General features: G+C 66.6%; 18 protein-coding genes. 4 read left to right on the top strand and 14 right to left on the bottom strand.

The features are described 5' to 3' along the window. Positions 1-37 precede the first annotated feature (37 nt). From ACO2Q5_RS04205 to araD1, 10 genes are all read right to left on the bottom strand, one after another. A complete protein-coding gene (locus ACO2Q5_RS04205; RefSeq protein ID WP_423288350.1) occupies positions 38-994 on the bottom strand; it encodes an aldose epimerase family protein in 957 nt (318 codons plus the stop codon). After that, positions 991-1839 carry an SMP-30/gluconolactonase/LRE family protein gene (locus tag ACO2Q5_RS04210; RefSeq protein WP_423288351.1) on the bottom strand — a complete coding sequence of 283 codons (849 nt, stop codon included), beginning with the start codon at positions 1837-1839 and terminating at the stop codon, positions 991-993. The genes ACO2Q5_RS04205 and ACO2Q5_RS04210 overlap by 4 nt, the downstream gene beginning before the upstream one ends. Further along, a complete protein-coding gene (gene yjfF / locus ACO2Q5_RS04215) occupies positions 1836-2810 on the bottom strand; it encodes a galactofuranose ABC transporter, permease protein YjfF (protein WP_423288352.1) in 975 nt (324 codons plus the stop codon). Before yjfF ends, ACO2Q5_RS04210 begins: the two co-directional genes overlap by 4 nt. Then, positions 2807-3820, bottom strand: a complete 1014-nt coding sequence (locus ACO2Q5_RS04220) for an ABC transporter permease (RefSeq protein ID WP_423288353.1) — start codon at positions 3818-3820, stop codon at positions 2807-2809. The genes yjfF and ACO2Q5_RS04220 overlap by 4 nt, the downstream gene beginning before the upstream one ends. Then, positions 3817-5313: a sugar ABC transporter ATP-binding protein gene (locus tag ACO2Q5_RS04225; RefSeq protein WP_423288354.1), complete on the bottom strand. Its 1497-nt coding sequence runs from the start codon at positions 5311-5313 to the stop codon at positions 3817-3819. The genes ACO2Q5_RS04220 and ACO2Q5_RS04225 overlap by 4 nt, the downstream gene beginning before the upstream one ends. Before the next feature lie 65 nt (positions 5314-5378). Beyond that, a complete protein-coding gene (gene ytfQ / locus ACO2Q5_RS04230) occupies positions 5379-6338 on the bottom strand; it encodes a galactofuranose ABC transporter, galactofuranose-binding protein YtfQ (protein ID WP_423288355.1) in 960 nt (319 codons plus the stop codon). A gap of 86 nt (positions 6339-6424) precedes the next feature. Then, positions 6425-7930, bottom strand: a complete 1506-nt coding sequence (locus tag ACO2Q5_RS04235) for an aldehyde dehydrogenase (NADP(+)) (protein ID WP_423288356.1) — start codon at positions 7928-7930, stop codon at positions 6425-6427. Between the two features lie 7 nt (positions 7931-7937). After that, positions 7938-8858 carry a Gfo/Idh/MocA family protein gene (locus ACO2Q5_RS04240; protein WP_423288357.1) on the bottom strand — a complete coding sequence of 307 codons (921 nt, stop codon included), beginning with the start codon at positions 8856-8858 and terminating at the stop codon, positions 7938-7940. Next, complete coding sequence (araD, locus tag ACO2Q5_RS04245; RefSeq protein ID WP_423288358.1) at positions 8858-10600, bottom strand: L-arabinonate dehydratase; 1743 nt, start codon at positions 10598-10600, stop codon at positions 8858-8860. The genes ACO2Q5_RS04240 and araD overlap by 1 nt, the downstream gene beginning before the upstream one ends. Positions 10601-10609: 9 nt before the next feature. After that, on the bottom strand, positions 10610-11602 hold the full coding sequence (gene araD1 / locus ACO2Q5_RS04250; RefSeq protein ID WP_423288359.1) for an AraD1 family protein: 993 nt from the start codon (positions 11600-11602) through the stop codon (positions 10610-10612). 199 nt (positions 11603-11801) lie between these two features. Between araD1 and ACO2Q5_RS04255 the strand changes: the two genes are divergently transcribed. Next, positions 11802-12734, top strand: coding sequence for a LysR family transcriptional regulator (locus tag ACO2Q5_RS04255; protein ID WP_423288360.1), 933 nt, complete (start codon positions 11802-11804; stop codon positions 12732-12734). Positions 12735-12739: 5 nt separating this feature from the next. On the opposite strand, the gene mmsB is transcribed toward ACO2Q5_RS04255, so the two are convergent. The 4 genes from mmsB to phnF all read right to left on the bottom strand — a co-directional run bounded on the left by mmsB (position 12740) and on the right by phnF (position 17565). Beyond that, complete coding sequence (mmsB, locus tag ACO2Q5_RS04260) at positions 12740-13966, bottom strand: multiple monosaccharide ABC transporter permease (protein ID WP_423288361.1); 1227 nt, start codon at positions 13964-13966, stop codon at positions 12740-12742. Next, positions 13966-15495, bottom strand: a complete 1530-nt coding sequence (gene mmsA, locus ACO2Q5_RS04265; RefSeq protein WP_423288362.1) for a multiple monosaccharide ABC transporter ATP-binding protein — start codon at positions 15493-15495, stop codon at positions 13966-13968. Before mmsA ends, mmsB begins: the two co-directional genes overlap by 1 nt. Positions 15496-15607: 112 nt before the next feature. Then, positions 15608-16687 carry a multiple monosaccharide ABC transporter substrate-binding protein gene (gene chvE / locus ACO2Q5_RS04270; RefSeq protein ID WP_423288363.1) on the bottom strand — a complete coding sequence of 360 codons (1080 nt, stop codon included), beginning with the start codon at positions 16685-16687 and terminating at the stop codon, positions 15608-15610. A 158-nt stretch (positions 16688-16845) separates the two neighbouring features. After that, positions 16846-17565, bottom strand: a complete 720-nt coding sequence (gene phnF, locus ACO2Q5_RS04275; protein WP_423288364.1) for a phosphonate metabolism transcriptional regulator PhnF — start codon at positions 17563-17565, stop codon at positions 16846-16848. A gap of 122 nt (positions 17566-17687) precedes the next feature. Here phnF and phnG point away from each other — a divergent pair, with 122 nt between their 5' ends. The 3 genes from phnG to ACO2Q5_RS04290 are packed head-to-tail and all read left to right on the top strand — an operon-like array spanning position 17688 to position 19776. Next, positions 17688-18131, top strand: a complete 444-nt coding sequence (gene phnG / locus ACO2Q5_RS04280) for a phosphonate C-P lyase system protein PhnG (protein ID WP_423288365.1) — start codon at positions 17688-17690, stop codon at positions 18129-18131. Further along, a complete protein-coding gene (gene phnH / locus ACO2Q5_RS04285; protein ID WP_423288366.1) occupies positions 18128-18694 on the top strand; it encodes a phosphonate C-P lyase system protein PhnH in 567 nt (188 codons plus the stop codon). The genes phnG and phnH overlap by 4 nt, the downstream gene beginning before the upstream one ends. Beyond that, entirely contained in the window at positions 18694-19776 is a 1083-nt protein-coding gene (locus ACO2Q5_RS04290; protein WP_423288367.1) for a carbon-phosphorus lyase complex subunit PhnI, read from the top strand. The genes phnH and ACO2Q5_RS04290 overlap by 1 nt, the downstream gene beginning before the upstream one ends. The last annotated feature ends 22 nt before the right edge of the window (positions 19777-19798 follow it).

Consider the following 19798-nt stretch of genomic DNA (forward strand, 5'->3'; position numbering starts at 1 on the left):
TTCTGCTAGGGGCCATCACGCCCGGCAGGGGGTGCGCTCAGCGGTGAAAGACGTAGCGGGTGACTGCACGATAGGCCTGACCCGGCCGCAAAATGCAGTCCGGAAAGCCGGGCCTGTTCACCGCATCGGGCCAGCCCTGCGTTTCCAGCGCGACGCCCGCATAGGGGCCGACACCATCGGTGCCGAAATGCCGCCCGTCATAAAGCTGCACCCCCGGCTCGGTCGTCTCCACCGTCATCCACAGCCCGTCCTGCCCGCTCAGACGCGCGACCGGCCGCAGCGGGACGGGGGCAGAGGACAGGCAGAAATTGTGGTCATAGCCGCCGCCGATCTGCCGCCCGTGGCGAAAGTCGAAGGGCGTGCCCTGAACCGGCGCAATCTCTCCGGTCGGGATCAGATCCGCATCGACGGGCAGGTAATGGTCCGCCGCGATGGAGAGGTGGTGGCCGCGGATATCGCCGCTGCCGTCCAGACAGAAATAGCCGTGATGGGCCAGACTGACCGGCGTGGCCGCATCGCAGGTGGCGCGCAGGTCAAAGCACAGCGCCATGTCACGAAGCGCGATCTCCGCCGTCAGGTCCAATGCCCCGGGAAAGCCCATATGGCCATCGGGCAGGTGCAGGGTCAGGGTAACGCTGTCCGCGGTCTGCTCTGCCACGGTCCACAGTTGCCGGTGGATACCGTCCGTCCCGCCGTGCAGAATGTGGCGGCCGTTCTGATTGGCATCGACCTGATGCCGCACCCCGTCCAGCGTGAACGCGGCGCCGCCGATCCGGTTGGCAAACCGCCCCACCAACGCGCCGACATATTCGCCACCCGCCAGATAGGGGCCGACCTCGGGGTAGCCGATCACCAGCGGATGGTCCCGGCCTTCCAGCCGCAGGTCCTGCACCGTGGCGCCAAGGGTCAGGACCCGTGCGGTCAGCGCGGCCGAGCGCAGGGTGACCGCCTCGACCTTGCGGCCATCGGGCAGGGTGCCGAACACCCCGGTCACAGGATCACCGAAGGTTCGGCCAGGCCACGCACACCCGGCGTCAAGAGCCAGGTCTGGCCCTGACCGGGGCCGGGGTCGTCCATCCCCTCGGTCGCGGTCGTCACCAGAAGATGCCCAAGATCCGGGCCGCCGAAGGCCGGGCAGGAGCTGTGCGCCCCACCCACCGCGTGCCGCTCCAGCCGGGTGCCATCGGGGCCAAGCCGCAACACCGCCCCCTGCCCCCAAAGCGCGACCCAAAGGGCGCCCGTCTCGTCCACCACGGCACCATCGGGGTTCAGCCCTTCCTCCCGGAAATCGGCCAGAACCCGGCGTTCCCCCTCCGGCCAGCCGTCCGCATCCAGGGTCTGGGCCCAGATCATGCCTTCGGCGGTATCGGCAAAATAGGCGGTGCGGCCGTCGGGCGCAAAGCAGATGGCATTGGGAATGGTGATGCGCGGGAACAGCCGCTCCACATGGCCGCGGTAGAAGCGGTAGATCGACCCGGCCCCGGCCTCAGCCGCTTTGCCCATGGTGCCGAACCAGAACCCGCCCTGCCGGTCCGCGCGGCCATCGTTGGATCTTGTGTCGGGCCGGTTCGCCTCGACCGGGATCAGGTCGCGCAGTGCCCCGTCCTGCAGGTCCAGCAGCGCCAGCCCGGTTTCGGTGGCAATCAGGAATTCATCCGGCCCGACCTGCCCCGCGGCGGTGGCGATGCGGTCGAAGCGCCATTCCTCGGGCCCGCCACAGCATTGCGACAGAAGGCGGCGGTTCAGGATGTCGAACCAGAAGAACTCCTGCCGGCCGGGGTGCCAGAACGCGCCCTCACCCAGATCGCAGACGCGGGTATCATGCAGGGTGGCCATCATGCGCCCGCCCTCCGCAACCGGGTTTCCGAAAGTTTCAGAAGACCCTTCTGCAACAGGATGAAGGCCAGCAGCAGCAGCCCGATGACAATCTTTGTCCACCATGACGAGAGAGAGCCGTCGAAGACGATATAGGTCTGGATCAGCCCCATGGTCAGCACCCCCACCAGCGTCCCGAAGACATAACCCGCCCCACCCGACAACAACGTTCCGCCGATCACAACCGCGGCAATCGCCGTCAGTTCCGTGCCCACTGTGGCCAGAGAATAACCCGATCCGGTGTAGATGGAAAAGACGATCCCCGACAGCCCCGCCATAAGACCGGAAAAGGCATAGACCAGCACCGTCGTCCGCCCCTGCCGCACCCCCATCAGCCGCGCCGTCTGCTCCCCCCCGCCAAGCGCATAGACCGAGGCGCCAAAGCGGGTGCGATGCGCCAGCACCATGCCCGCCAGCACCGTCAGCAGCATCAGAACGCCGATCAGCGTCAGCCGCCCCTTGCCCGGCATCAGCCAATAGGCCTTTGTCAGCCCTTCATAAAACGGGTGCTGGATCGGCACGGATTCGATGGACAGAAGATAGGCCGCGCCGCGGGCCAGAAACATGCCCGCCAGCGTGACGATGAAGGCAGGCATGGCCAGCCGGTCGATCAGGAACCCCATCGCCGCGCCGAATCCGGTGGCCAGCGCCAGCGCCAGCGCAAAAACCGGCAGGGGGTGCAGACCGGTGTCCCGCAGCATCACCGCGATGAACACGCCGGTGAAGGCGATGACCGATCCGACCGACAGGTCGATCCCGCCGGACAGGATCACCACCGTCATCCCCACGGCGACGATGCCCAGATAGGCGTTGTCGGTCAGCAGGTTGCCCACGACCCGGGTGGACAGCATGTTCGGAAACTGCAGCCAGCAGATGAACCAGCCCACCAGAAAGATGCCGATGGTCACGTAAAGCGGCAAGGCGCGGGTGTTCATTTGGCGGCTCCTTCCGCACCGGCACGGCGGCGGCGCAGTTCGGCCCGCCAGAAATGCCATTCCTGCGCCATCCGCGGCGATTGCAGCACAAGGATCACCACGACCAGCACCGCCTTGATGACAAGGTTGTATTCCGCCGGAAAGCCCGCCAGCCGGATGCCCACGGTGATGGTCTGGATGATCAGCGCCCCAAGGACCGAGGCCACCAGCGAGAACCGCCCGCCCAGAAGGGAGTTGCCGCCGATCACCACGGCCAGGATGGCGTCCAGCTCCAGCCAGAGGCCTGCGTTATTGGCATCCGCCCCGCGGATGTCGGCGGTGACGATCAGCCCGGCCAGCGCGGCGCACAACCCCGCGGCCACATAGACCGCAATCAGCAGCACCGTGGCATTCACCCCGGACAGGGCGGCGGCCCGGCGGTTGATCCCCACCGCCTCGATCAAGAGGCCAAGCACGGTGCGGCGGACCAGCAGCGCCGTCACGACCAGCACCGCCAGCCAGATCCAGGTGGGCACCGGAAGGCCCAGCACAGAGCCGGAGCCGAGGAAGGCAAAAGCCGGATCGGTGAAGGTCAGGATGCGGCCCTCGGTGATCAGCTGGGCAATCCCGCGGCCCATGGTCATCAGGATCAGCGTTGCCACGAAGGGCTGCACCCCGAGAAGCGCCACCAGCGCCCCGTTCCAGATGCCCGCCACCGCGCCCGCGACCAGCGCCAGCCCGATGGCGGCGGCGATGCCGTAACCCGCGCCGATGGCCCAGGCCGCCATCGCGCCGCAGATGGCCATGGTGGCGCCGACCGAGAGGTCGATCCCGCGGGTGGCAATGACCAGCGTCATGCCGATGGCCAGAAGCGCCACCGGCGCGCTGCGCTTCAGAATGTCGATGACCGGGCCGACCAGCCGCCCCTCGGTCAGCTGCACGGACAGGAAGCCGGGATAGAAGATCGAGACGGCCGCAATCAGCGCGGCCATGGCCAGAAGTTGCGGGGCAAGGCGTCGGATCAGGGTCATGCGGGTGCGTCTTCCGTGGCGGCGATGGCGCGCATGATGGCCTCGCCCGTGATGGTGTCTCCGGTCAGTTCGGCAATGTGGCGGCGGTCGCGCAGCACAATCACCCGGTTCGACACGGCAATCAGTTCGTCCAGTTCTGATGAGATGACCAGAAGCGACATGCCCTCGTCCACCAGCTGATGGATCAGATGCAGGATCTCGGCATGGGCGCCCACGTCGATGCCGCGGGTGGGTTCGTCCAGGATCAGGAACCGCGGGTTCATGGCCAGCCAGCGGGCCAGAACCGCCTTCTGCTGGTTGCCGCCCGACAGCTCTCCGATCCGCTTTTCCCGGCCCGAGGTGCGGATGTCCAGCCGGCGGATATAGTCCTCGGCAATGCGGTTCTGCTCGGCCCGGGGAATGGGCCGCATCCAGCCACGCCGCGCCTGCAGCGCGAGAATGATATTCTCACGGATCGACAGATCCGCCACGATGCCCGAGGTCTTGCGGTCTTCGGGCGCAAAGCCGAAGCCATGGGCGATGGCCGCCCGCGGGCTGGTCAGGGACAGGGGGCCGGTATCGTCGCGCGCGGTGCCGGTCTGCGCCGGGGTCAGCCCGAACAGCAGCTCGGCGCTTTCGGTGCGGCCGGACCCCAGAAGTCCGGCCAGCCCCACCACCTCACCCCGGCCGATGGTCAGGTCGAACGGCTCCACCACGCCCGGACGGCCGATGCCCTCAAACCGCAGCATCGGCGTGGTCGTCCGCGCGGGCGGGCGGCCGTGCAGCACCTCATCCTGAAGCGAACGGCCCAGCATATGCTCGATCAGCTTCACCCGGTCCAGCGCGGCAATCTCGGTCGTGACGATATGGCGCCCGTTGCGCAGCACGGTGACCCGGTCGCACAGGTCGAACACCTGCGACAGGAAATGTGAGACGAAGATGATCCCCAGCCCGCGGTCGCGCAGCCCGCGCACCACGGTGAAAAGCATTTCCACTTCGCGCGCGTCCAGACTGGCCGTGGGTTCGTCCAGGATCAGCACCTTGCCCGACAGCGCCACCGCGCGGGCGATGGCCACGATCTGCTGGATCGCCACCGAATAGGTGCCAAGGTCGCGGTCCACGTTCAGGTCCAACCCGTATTCGGCCAGCAGCGCCTGCGCCTTCACCCGCATCGCCCGCGGGTCCACAAAGCCGAACCGCCGCGGCTCCTGCCCGAACAGCAGGTTCTGCGCCACCGTCAGGTTCGGCAGCAGGTTCACCTCCTGATAGACGGTGCCGATGCCCAGTTCCTGTGCCGCGCCGGTGGACCGGGGGTCGATCTCCTGCCCGTCCAGCGTGACGGTGCCGCCATCCCGGGCATAGGCGCCGGTCAGGCATTTGATCAGGGTGGATTTTCCCGCACCGTTTTCGCCCAGAAGGGCGTGAACCTCACCCGCGCGCAGGTCGAAATCCACGCCGTCCAGTGCACGGGTGCCGGGAAAGGACTTGGTCAGAGACCGGATCGACAGCAGCATTCCGCGCCTCCTGTCCGTTGCGAAGGGGACCCGGGCCAAAGGCGGCCCGGGCCGGTGTCAGACGATCAGTAGCCCAGACCCTTGCGCTTTTCATATTCGCCCGCCGGGTCATCGGCCTGCGTGTAAAGCTTCGACTCGGTCTGGATGAACTTCGGCGGTTCGGTGCCGTCTTTCCAGTAGGCTTCCAGCGCGTCGAAGGCGGGGCCCGCCATGTTCGGCGTCAATTCCACCGTGGCATTCGCCTCACCCTCGGACATCGCCTTGAAGATATCCGGAACCGCGTCGATCGACACGACGAGAATGTCGGTCCCCGGCTTCAGCCCGGCTTCCTTGATCGCCTGAATGGCGCCCACGGCCATGTCGTCGTTATGGGCATAAAGCGCGCAGATGTCCTTGCCGCCGTTTTCGGCCTGCAGGAAGGTTTCCATCACTTCCTTGCCCAGCGAACGGGTGAAATCGCCGGTCTGGCTTTGCACGATGGTCAGGTTCGGGTGACCGGCGATGCCCTGTTCAAAGCCCTTCTTGCGATCGATGGCGGGCGAGGAACCCGTGGTGCCCTGAAGCTCGACAATGCGGCATTCTTTATCGCCCACCGTCTCGGCCAGCCATTGGCCCGCAACCTCTCCCTCATGCACAAGGTTCGACCCCACGGCGGTCAGGTAAAGCGACGGGTCGCTGTCCACCATCCGGTCCAGCAGGACGACCGGGATTTCGGCCTCTTTGGCTTCGGTCAGCACGGCATCCCAGCCGGTCGCCACGACGGGGGCGACAAGGATGGCGTCCACGCCCTGCGCGATGAAGGACCGGATCGCAGCGATCTGGTTTTCCTGCTTCTGCTGCGCATCCGAGAATTGCAGCGTATAGCCGCGCTCTTCCGCGCCGGATTTGGTCACGGTGGTTTCGGCCGCGCGCCAGCCGGATTCAGATCCGATCTGGGAAAAGCCGATCACCTCGCCTTCGGCAAAGGCGGCGGTGGACAAGGCCGCCAGTGTGGCGGTGGTCGCAAGCAGCGTCTTGATGGTCATGTGAGTTCCTCCCTCGCATGTGGTGCCGGTCTTGGCTTCCGGCGGGTTCACCGGCCCTGCAGGACCGGCGGTTGGTCGGGCCGCAGTCAGGCGGCCAGATCCGGGGGCAGCAGCGCCGCGGGCAGGTTCTGGTAGCAAACCGGGCGCAGCCAGCGCCGGATGGCCAGAGTGCCGACGCTGGTCGCGCCGAAATTCGTGCTGGCGGGGTAGGGGCCGCCATGAACCATGGCATCGGCCACCTCCACCCCGGTGGGCCAGCCGTTCACCAGAATGCGCCCGGCTTTGCGTTCCAGCACCGGCAGCAGGGCGCGGGCCTCGGCGGTATCGGCCTCGTCCATCTGCAGCGTGGCGGTCAGCTGACCTTCGAAGGCGGCGGCCAGCGCGGCGCGGTCCGCGGCATCGCGGGTGGTGACGATCAGACCCAGCGGCCCAAACACCTCATGCGCCAGCGCGGGATTGGCAAGGAACCCCGCGGTATCGGTCTGCATGAGGGCAGGGCGGGCATTCCGCCCCTCGGCCACGCCGGTGATCAGGCACTGCGCACCCGCCGCCATCTGGTCCGCCCCGCTGCCATAGGCCGCGGCGATGCCGTCGGTCAGCATGACCTGCGGCGCCACCTGTTCCAGCGCGGCCCGCGCGGCGGCGATGAAATCATCGCCACCTTCGGACAGGACCAGAACGCCCGGATTGGTGCAGAACTGCCCGGCGCCCATGGTCAGGCTGGCGGCCCAGCCCTGCGCCATTGCCGTGGCCCGCGCGGCCAGCGCGGCGGGCAACACGAAGACCGGGTTCACGCTGCCCAGCTCGCCAAAGAACGGGATCGGCTCCGCCCGTGCGGCACAGAGGTCGAACAGTGCCTTTCCCCCGCGCAAAGATCCGGTAAAACCCACGGCGCGGATCAGCGGATGGGTGACCAGCGCGGCGCCGGTTTCATGGGTATCGCCATGGATCATCGAGAAGGTGCCGGCCGGCATGCCGGTGGCATGGATCGCGGCCAGAACCGCCTCGGTCACCAGTTCCGAGGTGCCGGGATGCGCCGGATGGCCCTTCACCACCACCGGACATCCCGCCGCAAGCGCCGAGGCGGTGTCACCCCCCGCGGTGGAGAAGGCCAGCGGAAAGTTAGACGCACCGAACACCGCCACCGGGCCGATGGGCCGCTGCATCATCCGCAGATCCGGGCGGGGCAGGGGCTGACGGTCGGGCAGCGCCGGGTCGTGGCGGCGGTCAAGGTAGTCGCCCGCCAGAATATGCCGGGCGAACAGCCGCAGCTGCCCCGTGGTGCGCCCGCGTTCGCCCTGCAACCGGGCGGCGGGCAGACCGGTTTCCTGCGACCCGATTTCGGTGATCGCCTCGGCCCGCGCCTCGATCGCATCGGCGATAGCCTCCAGAAAGGCGGCGCGATCGGCACGGCTGGTCTGGCTGTAATCCGCAAAGGCCGCTTCGGCCGCGCGAGCGGCCTTGTCCACCAGCCTTGCCGTGCCCGAGGCAAAGCGATGCGCGGCGCCACGCGCCGGGGCGGACAGGAAGCTGGCGCCGGACCCGGCCCAGTCGCCGCCGATCAGATGCATTCCATGAGGGACATAGGACATCTTGACCTCAGAATTCGAACGGATCGGTGATCTGGCGGCGGCCCAGTGTCAGCGCATCGGCGACATGGATCATCGGAGCCAGATCGACCTCGGACTGCCCGGCGCGGACCAGTTCCGCCATCCGGGCATAAAGCGCGGGATATTCGCCCATGATCGTATTGGCCCCGCCCGCGGGCGCGCCGTCGATCTCCAGCACATTGCCGCCCATCCGCAGCGCCAGCTGACCGCGGTCGGTTTCCACCACGATATCCCAGGTCTGCGGCCCGGTCTGGCGCCAATCGAAATCGGCGGTGACCTGCCCGGAGAAGCGCAGCTGCGCGGCAATCGGCGTCTGCCGGTTGGCGGGAAATTCCAGCGTGGCCTCGGTCAGATGCACCGGCTGCGGCAGGATATGGGTCAGGATCGACAGCGCGTTGATGCCGGGATCAAAGACGCCCATGCCGCCGGGTTCGAACACCCAGTCCTGACCGGGATGCCATTTCCGCACATCCTCGCGCCAGGTGATATGCGCCTCCTGCACGGCCTTGTCGGCCAGCCACGCCCGCGCGGGCTCCACCGCATGGGCCATGCGGCTGTGCCATGTGGTGTAAAGCGTCAGGCCGCGGGCGGAGGCCAGCGCCTCCAGCTCCCGCACCTCGGCCAGTGTCGCACCGGGGGGTTTCTCCAGCATGACATGGCGGCCCGCCAGGAGCGCAGCCTCGGCATAGGCAAAGCGCGGCACAGGCGGCAGGCAGAGCGAGACCACGGAGATATCGGGCCGGTCTTCCAGCAGCCGGGTGAAATCGGTGAAGGCGGGAACGCCCTCCACCGCGCCATGGCGCGAGCAGGTGGCAGCCAGAGTCCAGTCCCCGCTGGCCAGCAGTGCGGGCACGTGCTGATCCAGCGCGATCTTGCCAATCCCCACCAAGGCGACGTTCAGCCGGTCCATCAATGCGAATCCTTGCCGACTTCGCTGCCACGGCAACCCTTCAGGAAATCCAGATCCGCCCCTGTATCGGCGCCCTCCACATGCGCCTGATGCAACCATGCATAGCCCGAGGCCGGACGATCCGCCGCCGGTTGCCATGCGGCCAGCCGGGCGGTCAGTTCCGCATCGGAAATGTCCAGATGCAGGCGGCGGTTCGGCACGTCCAGTTCGATGAAGTCGCCGGTCTGCACCACCGCAAGCGGGCCGCCCGCTGCCGCCTCGGGCGCGGTGTGCAGGACCACGGTGCCGTAAGCGGTGCCCGACATGCGCGCATCCGAAATCCGCACCATATCGGTGATGCCCTTTTTCAGAACCTTCGGCGGCAGGCCCATATTGCCGACCTCGGCCATGCCGGGATAGCCTTTGGGTCCGCAGTTCTTCAGGACCATCACGCAGGTCTCGTCAATGTCCAGCGCGTCATCGTTGATCTTCGCCTTGTAGTCGTCGATATCCGCGAACACCACGGCGCGGCCGCGGTGGACCATCAGATGCGGGCTGGCGGCCGAGGGTTTCAGGACCGCGCCCTTCGGGGCCAGATTGCCCTTCAGCACCACGATCCCGCCGGATTGCGTCAACGCCTTTTCCGCCGGAAGGATCACGTCGTCATTCCAGTTGGTGACATCCTTCACCTGCTCCCACGCGGTCTGGCCCGAGACGGTCAGCGCATCGCGGTGCAGCATCCCCGCCTCACCCAGCCGTTTCAGCACGACCGGCAGGCCACCGGCATAGAAGAATTCCTCCATCAGATATTTGCCCGAAGGCATCAGGTTCACGATGGTCGGCACGTCGCGGCCGCAGCGGTCCCAGTCGTCCAGCGTCAGGTCCAGCCCGACACGGCCCGCGATGGCCAGAAGGTGGATCACCGCATTGGTGCTGCCGCCGATGGCCGCATTGGTGCGGATGGCGTTTTCGAACGCCTGTTTGGTCATGATGTCCGACGGTTTCAGATCGTCCTTCACCATCTGCACGATCCGCCGCCCGGTCAGCTGCGCCATGGTGCGGCGGCGGCTGTCCACCGCGGGAATGGCGGCGTTGCCGGACAGGGCCATTCCCAAAGCCTCGGCCATGCTGGCCATGGTGCTGGCGGTGCCCATGGTGTTGCAGGTGCCGGAGGAGCGGGACATCGACGCCTCCGCCTCCAGAAACTCCTCCTGCGTCATCTCTCCGGCCTTCACGGCTTCGGAGAATTTCCACAGATGGGTGCCCGACCCGATCCGTTCCCCCCGGAACCAGCCGTTCAGCATCGGCCCGCCGGTGACGACGATCGACGGAATGTCGGTCGAGGCCGCGCCCATCAAGAGGCTGGGCGTGGTCTTGTCGCAGCCGACCAGCAGCACCGCGCCGTCGATGGGCTGGCCACGCATCGCCTCTTCCACCGCCATGGCAGCGATGTTGCGGTACATCATCGCGGTCGGGCGATAGGTGTTTTCGCTGGCGGAAAACACCGGCACCTCGACCGGAAAGCCGCCGGCCTCCCACACGCCGTTCTTCACCTTCTCGGCCAGTTCGCGCAGATGGCCGTTGCAGGGCGTCAGGTCCGACCATGTGTTCAGGATGCCGATCACCGGGCGCCCGTCGAACAGGTCATGCGGGTGGCCCTGATTTTTCAGCCAGCCGCGGTGATAGATCGTGTCGCGGGAATTGCCGCCATACCAGTGCTGCGAGCGGAGTTTCCGGGGCCAGGGCGCGGGTTTGAAGCTCATCGCATGCTCTCAGAGGGCGGTGACGGGGATGATGCCGGGGCGCGCGGGCTCCACCTGCAACGGATTGCGCAACGGCAGGCCCAGATCGGGGGCCTCGATCTCGAACACATCGCCCGACCGGGGGGTGATGCCATCGGCAAAGGACAGGGTCGCCGTGCCGAAGTAATGCGCATGCAGGTCGCCCGGTTGGCGGAACAGCGCATATTTGAAGTGGTGGTGCTCCAGATTGGCCAGCGTGTGGGACATGTTCGCCTCGGCCGACAGGAACGGCTTTTCCCAGATCACCGCGCCGTCACGGCAGATGCGGCTGGTGCCGCGCACATCGGCGGGCAGGGGCCCCACGCGCAGTTCCGGGCCATAGCTGGCGGGCCGCAGCTTGGAATGCGCCAGCCAGAGGTAATTCCCCCGCTCGGTCACATGGTCCGAGAATTCATTGCCAAGCGCAAAGCCCAGCCGGAAGGGCGTGCCATCCGGGCCGATCAGATAGAGGCCGACCAGCTCCGGCTCCTCGCCCGCATCCAGCGCGAAACCGGGCGAGACCAGCGGCGCGCCCGGCGCCACGGCGACATGGCCGTTGCCCTTGTAGAACCATTCCGGTTGTGCGCCCACGGCCCCCGCAGCGGGACGCCCGCCTTCCAGACCCATGCGGAACATCTTCATGCTGTCCGTCATCGTCTCTGGGTCGGCCTTGGCATGCATGGCATCGCGGGTGGAGGCGCTGCCCAGATGGGTCAGCCCGGTGCCGGTCAGATGCAGATGGGCCGGATCGGGATGATCCACGGGCAGCAGCACGCGCCCGTCGGCCAGCGCGGCGGACAGATCCACTGCCTCACCCGGCCCGCGGGCCGAGACCTCATCCGCCAGCCCGTGGCCCGCGGCAATGGCCGCCTGCGCCAGTTCCAGCACGGACATGGCGCCGGGCACGATCCGCGCCACGTCCCCCTGCCGGGCCACCACGGTGCGACCGCCCTGCGGCAAACGAATCTGGGAAAGATGCAGCATGGTCGTCCTCTTCCGTCCGGCTTCACGCAGAGGACACAACATCGCCCGGCCCCCGCAAGGGCCGGTGACCATGACCGCCCTGCGGGCGGACAATCAGGCACGGATGGGCTGCTCCTCCACAGCACATTGGGGATAGCACCAGAACGGATTGCAGGTAAAATGACTTCTGACACGTTTCAGATACCAAAACGGATAAGCCATGCAGAACATCCGCCAGATGCTGAAGCCGGTGCAGCTGCAGCTGATCGTGGCCATTGCCGAACATGGCCAGCTGTTGCAGGCGGCGGATGTGCTGGGCATGACGCAACCCGCCGCCTCGCGCATGCTGGCCGAGGTGGAGCGGCATCTGGGCGCCGCCCTGTTCCAGCGTCAGCCCCGCGGCATGGTGCCGACCGAGGTGGGGGAAATGGTGCTGCGCCGTGCCGCCATCATCCTGCGCGAATTGCAGGGGCTTAGCCTGCATCTGCACAATGTGCTGGGCGGGCTGGGCGGCTCGGTCCGGGTGGGGGCGGTGACAGGGCCTGCGGTGGGCACGCTGGTGTCCACCGTGCGGGACCTGCGCAAGCTGGCCCCGGGGGCGGAAATCACGCTGGACGTGCTGCCGTCCCGCGATCTCCTCTCGCATCTGGTGGCGGGAGAGATGGATTTCGTGCTGGCCCGCAACCTGCCGGAATTCGACGGGAACGAATTTGTGGTGCACCCGATGGCGGATGAAAAGGTCAGCATCCTCGCCCGGGCCGATCATCCGCTGGCCCGCGCGCCGGTGGTGACGCTGACCGAATTGCAGGATTACGAATGGGTCATGCAGCAGCGCGGCGCCCCCATCCGCGAGGCGGTGCTGTCCGCCTTTTCCGGCATTGGCCTGCCTGAGCCGCGGAATGTCATCAACAGCCCGTCCAGCCTCTTGGCTTTGGCCTATATCGCCCAATCCTTCGCGGTGGCCCCCGTCTCCAGCGAGGTGGCGGATCTGATGATCCGCCCGCCGGTCGCCGCGCAACTGGTGGCACTGCCCTTGCCGGGCGAGATCCTTGTGGCGCCCTATTACCTCTTGCACCTGCGGCGGCGCGAGCTTTCGGCGCTGGCCCGGCGGCTGCGCGACATGGTGCTCGCCGCGCAGATCCCCCGGAACTGACTTAATTACTTGCGCTTGTTGTAGACGTCGAAGGCGACGGCGGCCAGAAGCACCAGCCCCTTGATCACCTGCTGGTAATCAATGCCGATGCCCAGAATGGACATGCCGTTGTTCATCACCCCCATGATCAGCGCGCCGACCACCACGCCGACGATCCGCCCCGATCCGCCGGCCATCGACGCGCCGCCGATGAACACGGCCGCGATCACGTCCAGCTCGAACCCGACGCCCGCCTTGGGCGTGGCGCTGTTCAGCCGCGCGGTGACGATCATCCCCGCCAGCGCCGCCAGCGCCCCCATGTTGACGAAGCACCAGAAGACCAGCCGGCTGGTGCGGATGCCGGACAGCCGCGCGGCCTTTTCATTCCCGCCGGTGGCATAGATCCGTCGCCCGGCCGAGGTGTTTTCGGTGAAGAAGGCATAAAGCACTGTCAGCACGACCAGGATCACCAGCACATTCGGCAGGCCGCGGAACTGCGCCAGCTTCCAGCCGACAAAGACCAGCGCCAGCGACACCACCAGATTGCGCGCCCAGAACAGGCCCGCAGGTTCCGGCACGATGCCGAATTCCGCATCGCGCCGCCGCGCGCGCAGCCCCAGCCAGACCAGCACCGCCGCCGCGGCAAGAACCGCCAGAACGGCGGTGCCGTTCAGCCGTTCCATTCCCAGAAGCGCCTGATCCCAGTCTCCAAAAATATCGGGGACAAAGCCGTTGGACATGCCCTGAAACGTCCGAGGGAAGGGGCCGATGTTCTGCCCACCCAGAAGCCACAGCGTCAGCCCGCGGAAGACCAGCATCCCGGCCAGCGTCACGATGAAGGACGGGATGCCCCAGAACGCCACCCAATAGCCCTGCGCCGCGCCGATCACCGCCCCCGCCAGCAGGGTGACCGGGATAACCACCCAGACCGGCAGGCCCAGCGTGACGGTCAGCGCTGCCGAAATCGCCCCGGTAAACGCTGCGACCGATCCGACAGACAGGTCGATATGCCCCGCCACGATCACCAGCAGCATGCCAAGCGCCATGATGATGACGTAGGAATTCTGCAGGAACAGGTTGGTGATGTTCTGCGCCGACAGGAAATCCACGTCGATCGTGACCCGCACGATCACCGTGAAAAAGAACACGATGGCGACCAGCGCCACCAACATGCCGTTTTCCCGCAGATGTCCGCCCAGATGGGCGCTGATACCCTTGCCCGCCGCGGGCCGAGCCGTCGAATTCCCTGCCATCACGCAGCCTTTCCGGTGGTCCTGAGGATCATTGCCATGATCTTTTCCTGAGACGCCTCTTCACGGGTCAGCTCGCCCACGATCCGGCCCTCGTTCATGACGCAGATGCGGTCGCACATGCCCAGAAGCTCGGGCATTTCAGAGCTGATCATCACCACGCCGCGCCCCTGGGCCACCAGCTGGTTCATGATCTGATAGATTTCGAACTTGGCCCCCACGTCGATGCCCCGCGTGGGTTCGTCCAGGATCAGCACCTGCGGATCGGTGAACAGCCATTTCGACAGCACCACCTTCTGCTGGTTGCCGCCGGACAGGTTCACCACCTTCTGCTGCACCCCCGGCGTGCGGATCGCCAGCGCTTTGCGGTAATCCTCGGCCACCCGCGCCTCCCGCCGTTTGTCCAGCACGCCCCGCAGTGCGACACCGGCCAGATTGGCAAGGCTGATGTTCTTCAGGATCGGCTCTTCCAGGATCAGGCCAAGACCCTTGCGGTCCTCGGTCACATAAGACAGGCCCGCGGCAATCGCCTTTTCCACGGTCGAGACATCGGCCAGCCGGCCGTTCATCCGAACCTCGCCCCGGTGCCCGCTGCCATAGCTGCGGCCAAACAGGCTCATCGCCAGTTCGGTGCGCCCCGCCCCCATCAGCCCGGCAATGCCGACGATCTCGCCGCGCCGCACGGTGAATGCGGCATCGCGGATCGCCATCCGCTCGGGATCTTCGGGGTGACGGACGGACCAGCCCTTGACCTCCATCAGCACCTCGCCGATCTGCGGGCTGCGCTCGGGGTAGCGGTGCGCCATGTCGCGGCCCACCATGTCGCGGATGATCCGGTCCTCGGAAATCTCGTCACGGTCCATGGTGGACACCGACCGCCCGTCCCGCAGCACGGTGATCCGGTCGGCCACGCGGGAAATCTCGTTCAGCTTGTGGCTGATGATGATCTGCGTCACGCCCTGCGCCTTCAGCTCCAGCATCAGGTCCAAGAGCTTCTGGCTGTCATTCTCCTGCAAGGCGGCCGTCGGCTCGTCCAGGATCAGCAGCCGCACATCCTTGGCCAGCGCCTTGGCAATCTCGATCAGTTGCTGCTTGCCCACGCCCAGCTTGCCCACGGGGGTGGAGGGTGCCTCGCTCAGCCCCACCTTGCGCAGCCAGCCTTCGGTCTTCTGAAAGGTCAGCGGCCAGTCGATGACGCCGTTCCGGGCGACCTCGTGGCCCAGGAAAAGATTCTCGGCGATGGACAGCAGCGGCACCAGCGCCAGTTCCTGATGGATGATGATGACGCCCCGCGCCTCGCTGTCGCGGATGTCGCGCAGCGCCAGCACCTGCCCGTCATAGACGATCTGGCCCTCATAGCTGCCCTGCGGATAGACCCCTGACAGGATCTTCATCAGCGTGGACTTGCCCGCCCCGTTTTCGCCGCAGATGGCATGGATTTCGCCCGCCTCGACCGACAGGTTCACATGATCCAGCGCGCGGACCCCGGGAAAGGCCTTCCCGATCCCCTGCATTTCCAGAAGCGTTCCCATGATTCCCCCGCCCCGGCCTGCTCTTTATCTTGGCATAAATATCCCGGGGGGTGTGGGGGGCTGGCCCCCCACCGCGCCATCCGAAGACAGGCGCACCCCCGGGAGATTCAGATCACTTCAGCTGATCGGCGGTGTAATAGCCCGACTCGACCAGTACCTTGTCGATATCGGCCACGCCCAGCGCCATCGGCTCCAGCAGATAGGACGGCACCACCTTGACACCATTGTCATAGGTCGTGGTGTCGTTGATCTCCGGCTCGCCACCCTTCAGGATCGCATCCACCATCTTCACGGTCACACCGGCCAGCGCCCGGGTGTCCTTGAACACGGTCGAGTACTGCTCGCCCGCCAGCATCGACTTCACGCTGGGGATTTCCGCATCCTGCCCGGTGACGCAGGGCATCTTCAGATCGCCCGAGCCGTAGCCCACGCCCTTGACCGAGGAGAGAATGCCGATCGACAGCCCGTCATAGGGTGACAGCGCGCCCATCAGGGTCTTGTCGCCGTAATTCGCCGACAGAAGGTTGTCCATCCGCGACTGGGCCACCGCACCATCCCAGCGCAGGGTGCCCACGACATCCATGCCCATCTGACCCGAGGGCACAGCAATCTCGCCGCTGTCGATCATCGGCTGCAGGACGGACATGGCGCCATTGTAGAAGAAGAAGGCGTTGTTGTCGTCCGGGCTGCCGCCGAACAGTTCGATGTTCCAGGGCTTGGCGTCCGGGAAACGTTCCTTCAGGCACTGGACCAGGCTGTCGGCCTGCAGCACGCCGACCTTGAAGTTGTCGAAGGTGGCATAATAGTCCACCGCGCCCGAGTCGCGGATCAGCCGGTCATAGGCGATGACCTTGATGCCCGCCGCCTGCGCATTCTCCAGCGCGTTGGACAGGGTGGTGCCGTCGATGGCGGCAATGACCAGCACATCCACGCCCTTGGTGATCATGTTCTCGATCTGGGCCAGCTGGTTCGGAATGTCATCCTCGGCATATTGCAGATCGGTCGCATAGCCTGCGGCCTCGAACTGCTGGACCATGGAATTGCCGTCGGAAATCCAGCGCGACGAGGATTTCGTCGGCATGGCGATGCCGATGGTGGATTTGTCTTGGGCAAAGATCGGGGCACCCGCCACGAGGCTGAGCGTTGCAAGCCCGCTGGCCAGTGCCAGCGCGGCGCGTCTTGAAAGCTTCATGCTTTTCCTCCCTAGAAAGCAGTGCCGCTATGGATTGTCCTCTGCGGACCCGGGCCTTCGCGGCACGGGTGGACCAGCACAGCATTGCGCTGCCGGGGCCATGATCGTCAAATGAACGTTTGGCGCTGATCTATAGCAAATGTGGTATGCTGAAGGCGTCAACCCTTGTCATCGGGATGGATGGTCAATGTCACCCGGTCCCCGGCAAACCATGTGGTGCCATATTCCACCGGAATCCCCGCGGCATCCACATTCACCGCGACCGACCGCAGCAACGGCGCCCCTTCGGCGATCTGAAGCGTCAGCGCCAGCGTGGCCGGGGCGGCCTTGGCCGTCAGCCGTGTCTCGGCCCGCGTGTAATCGGTCAGACCACAGGCCGCCAGCGCTGCAGTGACCGAGTTCTGCTCGGCCATATGGTCCAGCAGGGCAGGAAAGCGCAGCGCGTCGAAAACCGACCGAAACACCGCCACCGGCTGATCGTCGATCAGCGAAACACCTTCGATCACGTGGACCGCAGCACCTTCGGCCAAGTGCAGCGCCGCCGCTTCACGCGGATCGGCGCTGCGGGTCGCGCGCAGGGTGACACGGCGCGAGGGCGTGCGCCCCGAGGCGGCCACGTTCTGATGAAACCGCACCCGGCGGCCAAGGGCGTAATCCGTGGGCCGGGCCGCAACAAACACACCCGCCCCCCGCCGCGTGCGCAGGGTGCCCTGCTCCACCAGCGCCGACAGTGCATGCCGCACCGTATGCCGGTTCACCCCGAAGCGTGCAGCCAGTTCCGCCTCAGTCGGCAGGCGGTCCCCGGGGTGGTAGCGCCCCTGGGCGATCTCCGCGGCCAGCGCGGTGGAGATGGATTTCCAGATCGGGCTACGGGTCATCGCGGCAAGGCCTCTGTCACGGAAAATTCACGCTTCTCTTGTTGAGCCGACTCAGGCAGCGCGCTATCACTTGTCTAGTTGTATAGTAATCTAGACAAATCCGCAAACTTGTCGAGGGGCGAATGACGGAAATCATCGAAAACCCGCGGCGGAACTGGATGGGCGTGTTGGCGAAGGCCGCGCCCGCCCGTCTGGCCGCGTTGATGCCAGACCTGCCGCCCCATGCCCTGCTGCGCGGGCCGGAGACCGGCACCGTCATGATGCGGGGGCGCACCGGTGCCACCGGATCGCCGTTCAATCTGGGCGAGATGACGGTGACCCGCTGCTCCGTCCGGCTGGAGGACGGCACCGTCGGACACGCCTGGGTGCAGGGCCGCGACAAGGATCATGCCCGCCGCGCGGCTTTGGGCGATGCGCTGATGCAGGGCAGTAATTCAGCCACGTTCGAGACTGTTCTGATCCGCCCCTTGCGCGATGAGGCCGACCAGAGGCATGAGGAGCGGGCCGCAAAAGCCGCCGCCACCCGCGTGGAATTCTTCACCCTCGTGCGGGGAGAGGACAAATGACCGCGCTGCTGACCGGCGGCTTCGCCGAACCCGCGGTGCAATCGGCACAGGCCTTCCGTGCGATCATGGAAGCCATGGCCCGCCCCGGCCGCATCTTTCCGGTCACCGGCGCCGAACCGCCCGCGCCCTTGTCGGTGGCGGCCGGGGTGATGCTGCTCACGCTGACGGACCCGACCACCCCGCTGCATCTGGCCGGCGCGGCCGACTGCCCGGCGGTGCGCGGCTGGGTTGCCTTTCACACCGGCGCGCCGCTGGTCAGCGCCGAAGAGGCGCGCTTTGCCCTTGGCACCTGGGCCGCGCTTCAGCCGGTCACCCATTTCCGCATCGGCGAACCGTCCTATCCCGACCGCGCAGCCACGCTGATCGTCGAGATGGACCGGCTGGAAGCGGAAGGCGCAGTCCTGACCGGCCCCGGCATTGCCCGGAAAGCCGCCCTGTCCCTGCCGGAAACCGCCGCCTTCCGTGCCAACCGGGCGCTCTACCCGCTGGGCTTTGACACGATCCTGACCTGCGGCACCCGGCTTGCGGCGCTGCCCCGGTCCACCCGCGTGGAGGACAACTGATGTATGTTGCCGTCAAAGGGGGCGAACGCGCCATCGACGCCGCCCACAGCTGGCTGGCGGAAGAACGCCGCGGCGATCCTGCCGTGCCGGAGCTTTCGGTGCCGCAAATCCGCGAACAGATGGCGCTGGCCGTCAACCGGGTGATGGCCGAAGGTTCGCTGTATGATCCCGATCTGGCCGCGCTGGCGATCAAGCAGGCCCGCGGCGATCTGATCGAGGCGGTGTTCCTGATCCGCGCCTATCGCACCACGCTGCCCCGCTTCGGCACCTCGGCTCCGGTGGAGACCGCCACCATGGCCGTGGACCGCCGCATCAGCGCCACCTTCAAGGACCTGCCCGGCGGGCAGGTGCTGGGGCCGACCTTCGATTATACCCACAGGCTGCTGGATTTCGCGCTGATGGCCGAAGGCGAAGTGCCGCCCGCGCCCCGCGCCCCTGCCACGGCAGAAGCGGTGCCCCATGTCATGGCCCTGCTGGGCCGGGACGGGCTGATCGAATCCGAACCCATGGACGACACCCCGCCGCCGGACCTGACGCGCGAGCCGCTGGAGCTGCCTGCCTCGCGCGCGCTGCGGTTGCAGGCGCTGGCGCGGGGGGATGAGGGCTTCCTCCTCTCAATGGCCTATTCCACCCAGCGCGGCTACGGCCGGACCCATGCCTTCGTGGGCGAATTGCGGATCGGCCGGGTCGAGGTGGAGATGGAGATCCCGGAACTCGGTTTCTCGGTCGCCATTGGCGAGGTTGAGCTGACCGAATGCGAAACCGTGAACCAGTTCAAGGGCTCGAAAACCGAACCGCCCCAGTTCACCCGCGGTTACGGGCTGGTTCTGGGACAGTCAGAACGCAAGGCCCTGTCGATGAGCCTGGTGGACCGCGCCCTGCGCTGGAAGGAGTTGGGCGAAGACGACATGGGCGCCCCCGCGCAGGATGAGGAATTCGTCCTGTCCCATTGCGACAATGTGCAGGCCACCGGCTTTCTGGAACATATCAAACTGCCCCATTACGTGGATTTTCAGGCAGAGCTGGAACTGGTCCGCCGCCTGCGGGCCGAAGCTCTGCAGATGCGGGAGGCCGCCGAATGACCCGCCCGATGATCCCACTGTT

It is taken from the genome of Neotabrizicola sp. VNH66 (genome assembly GCF_049445895.1).
Lineage (GTDB): Bacteria > Pseudomonadota > Alphaproteobacteria > Rhodobacterales > Rhodobacteraceae > Pseudogemmobacter.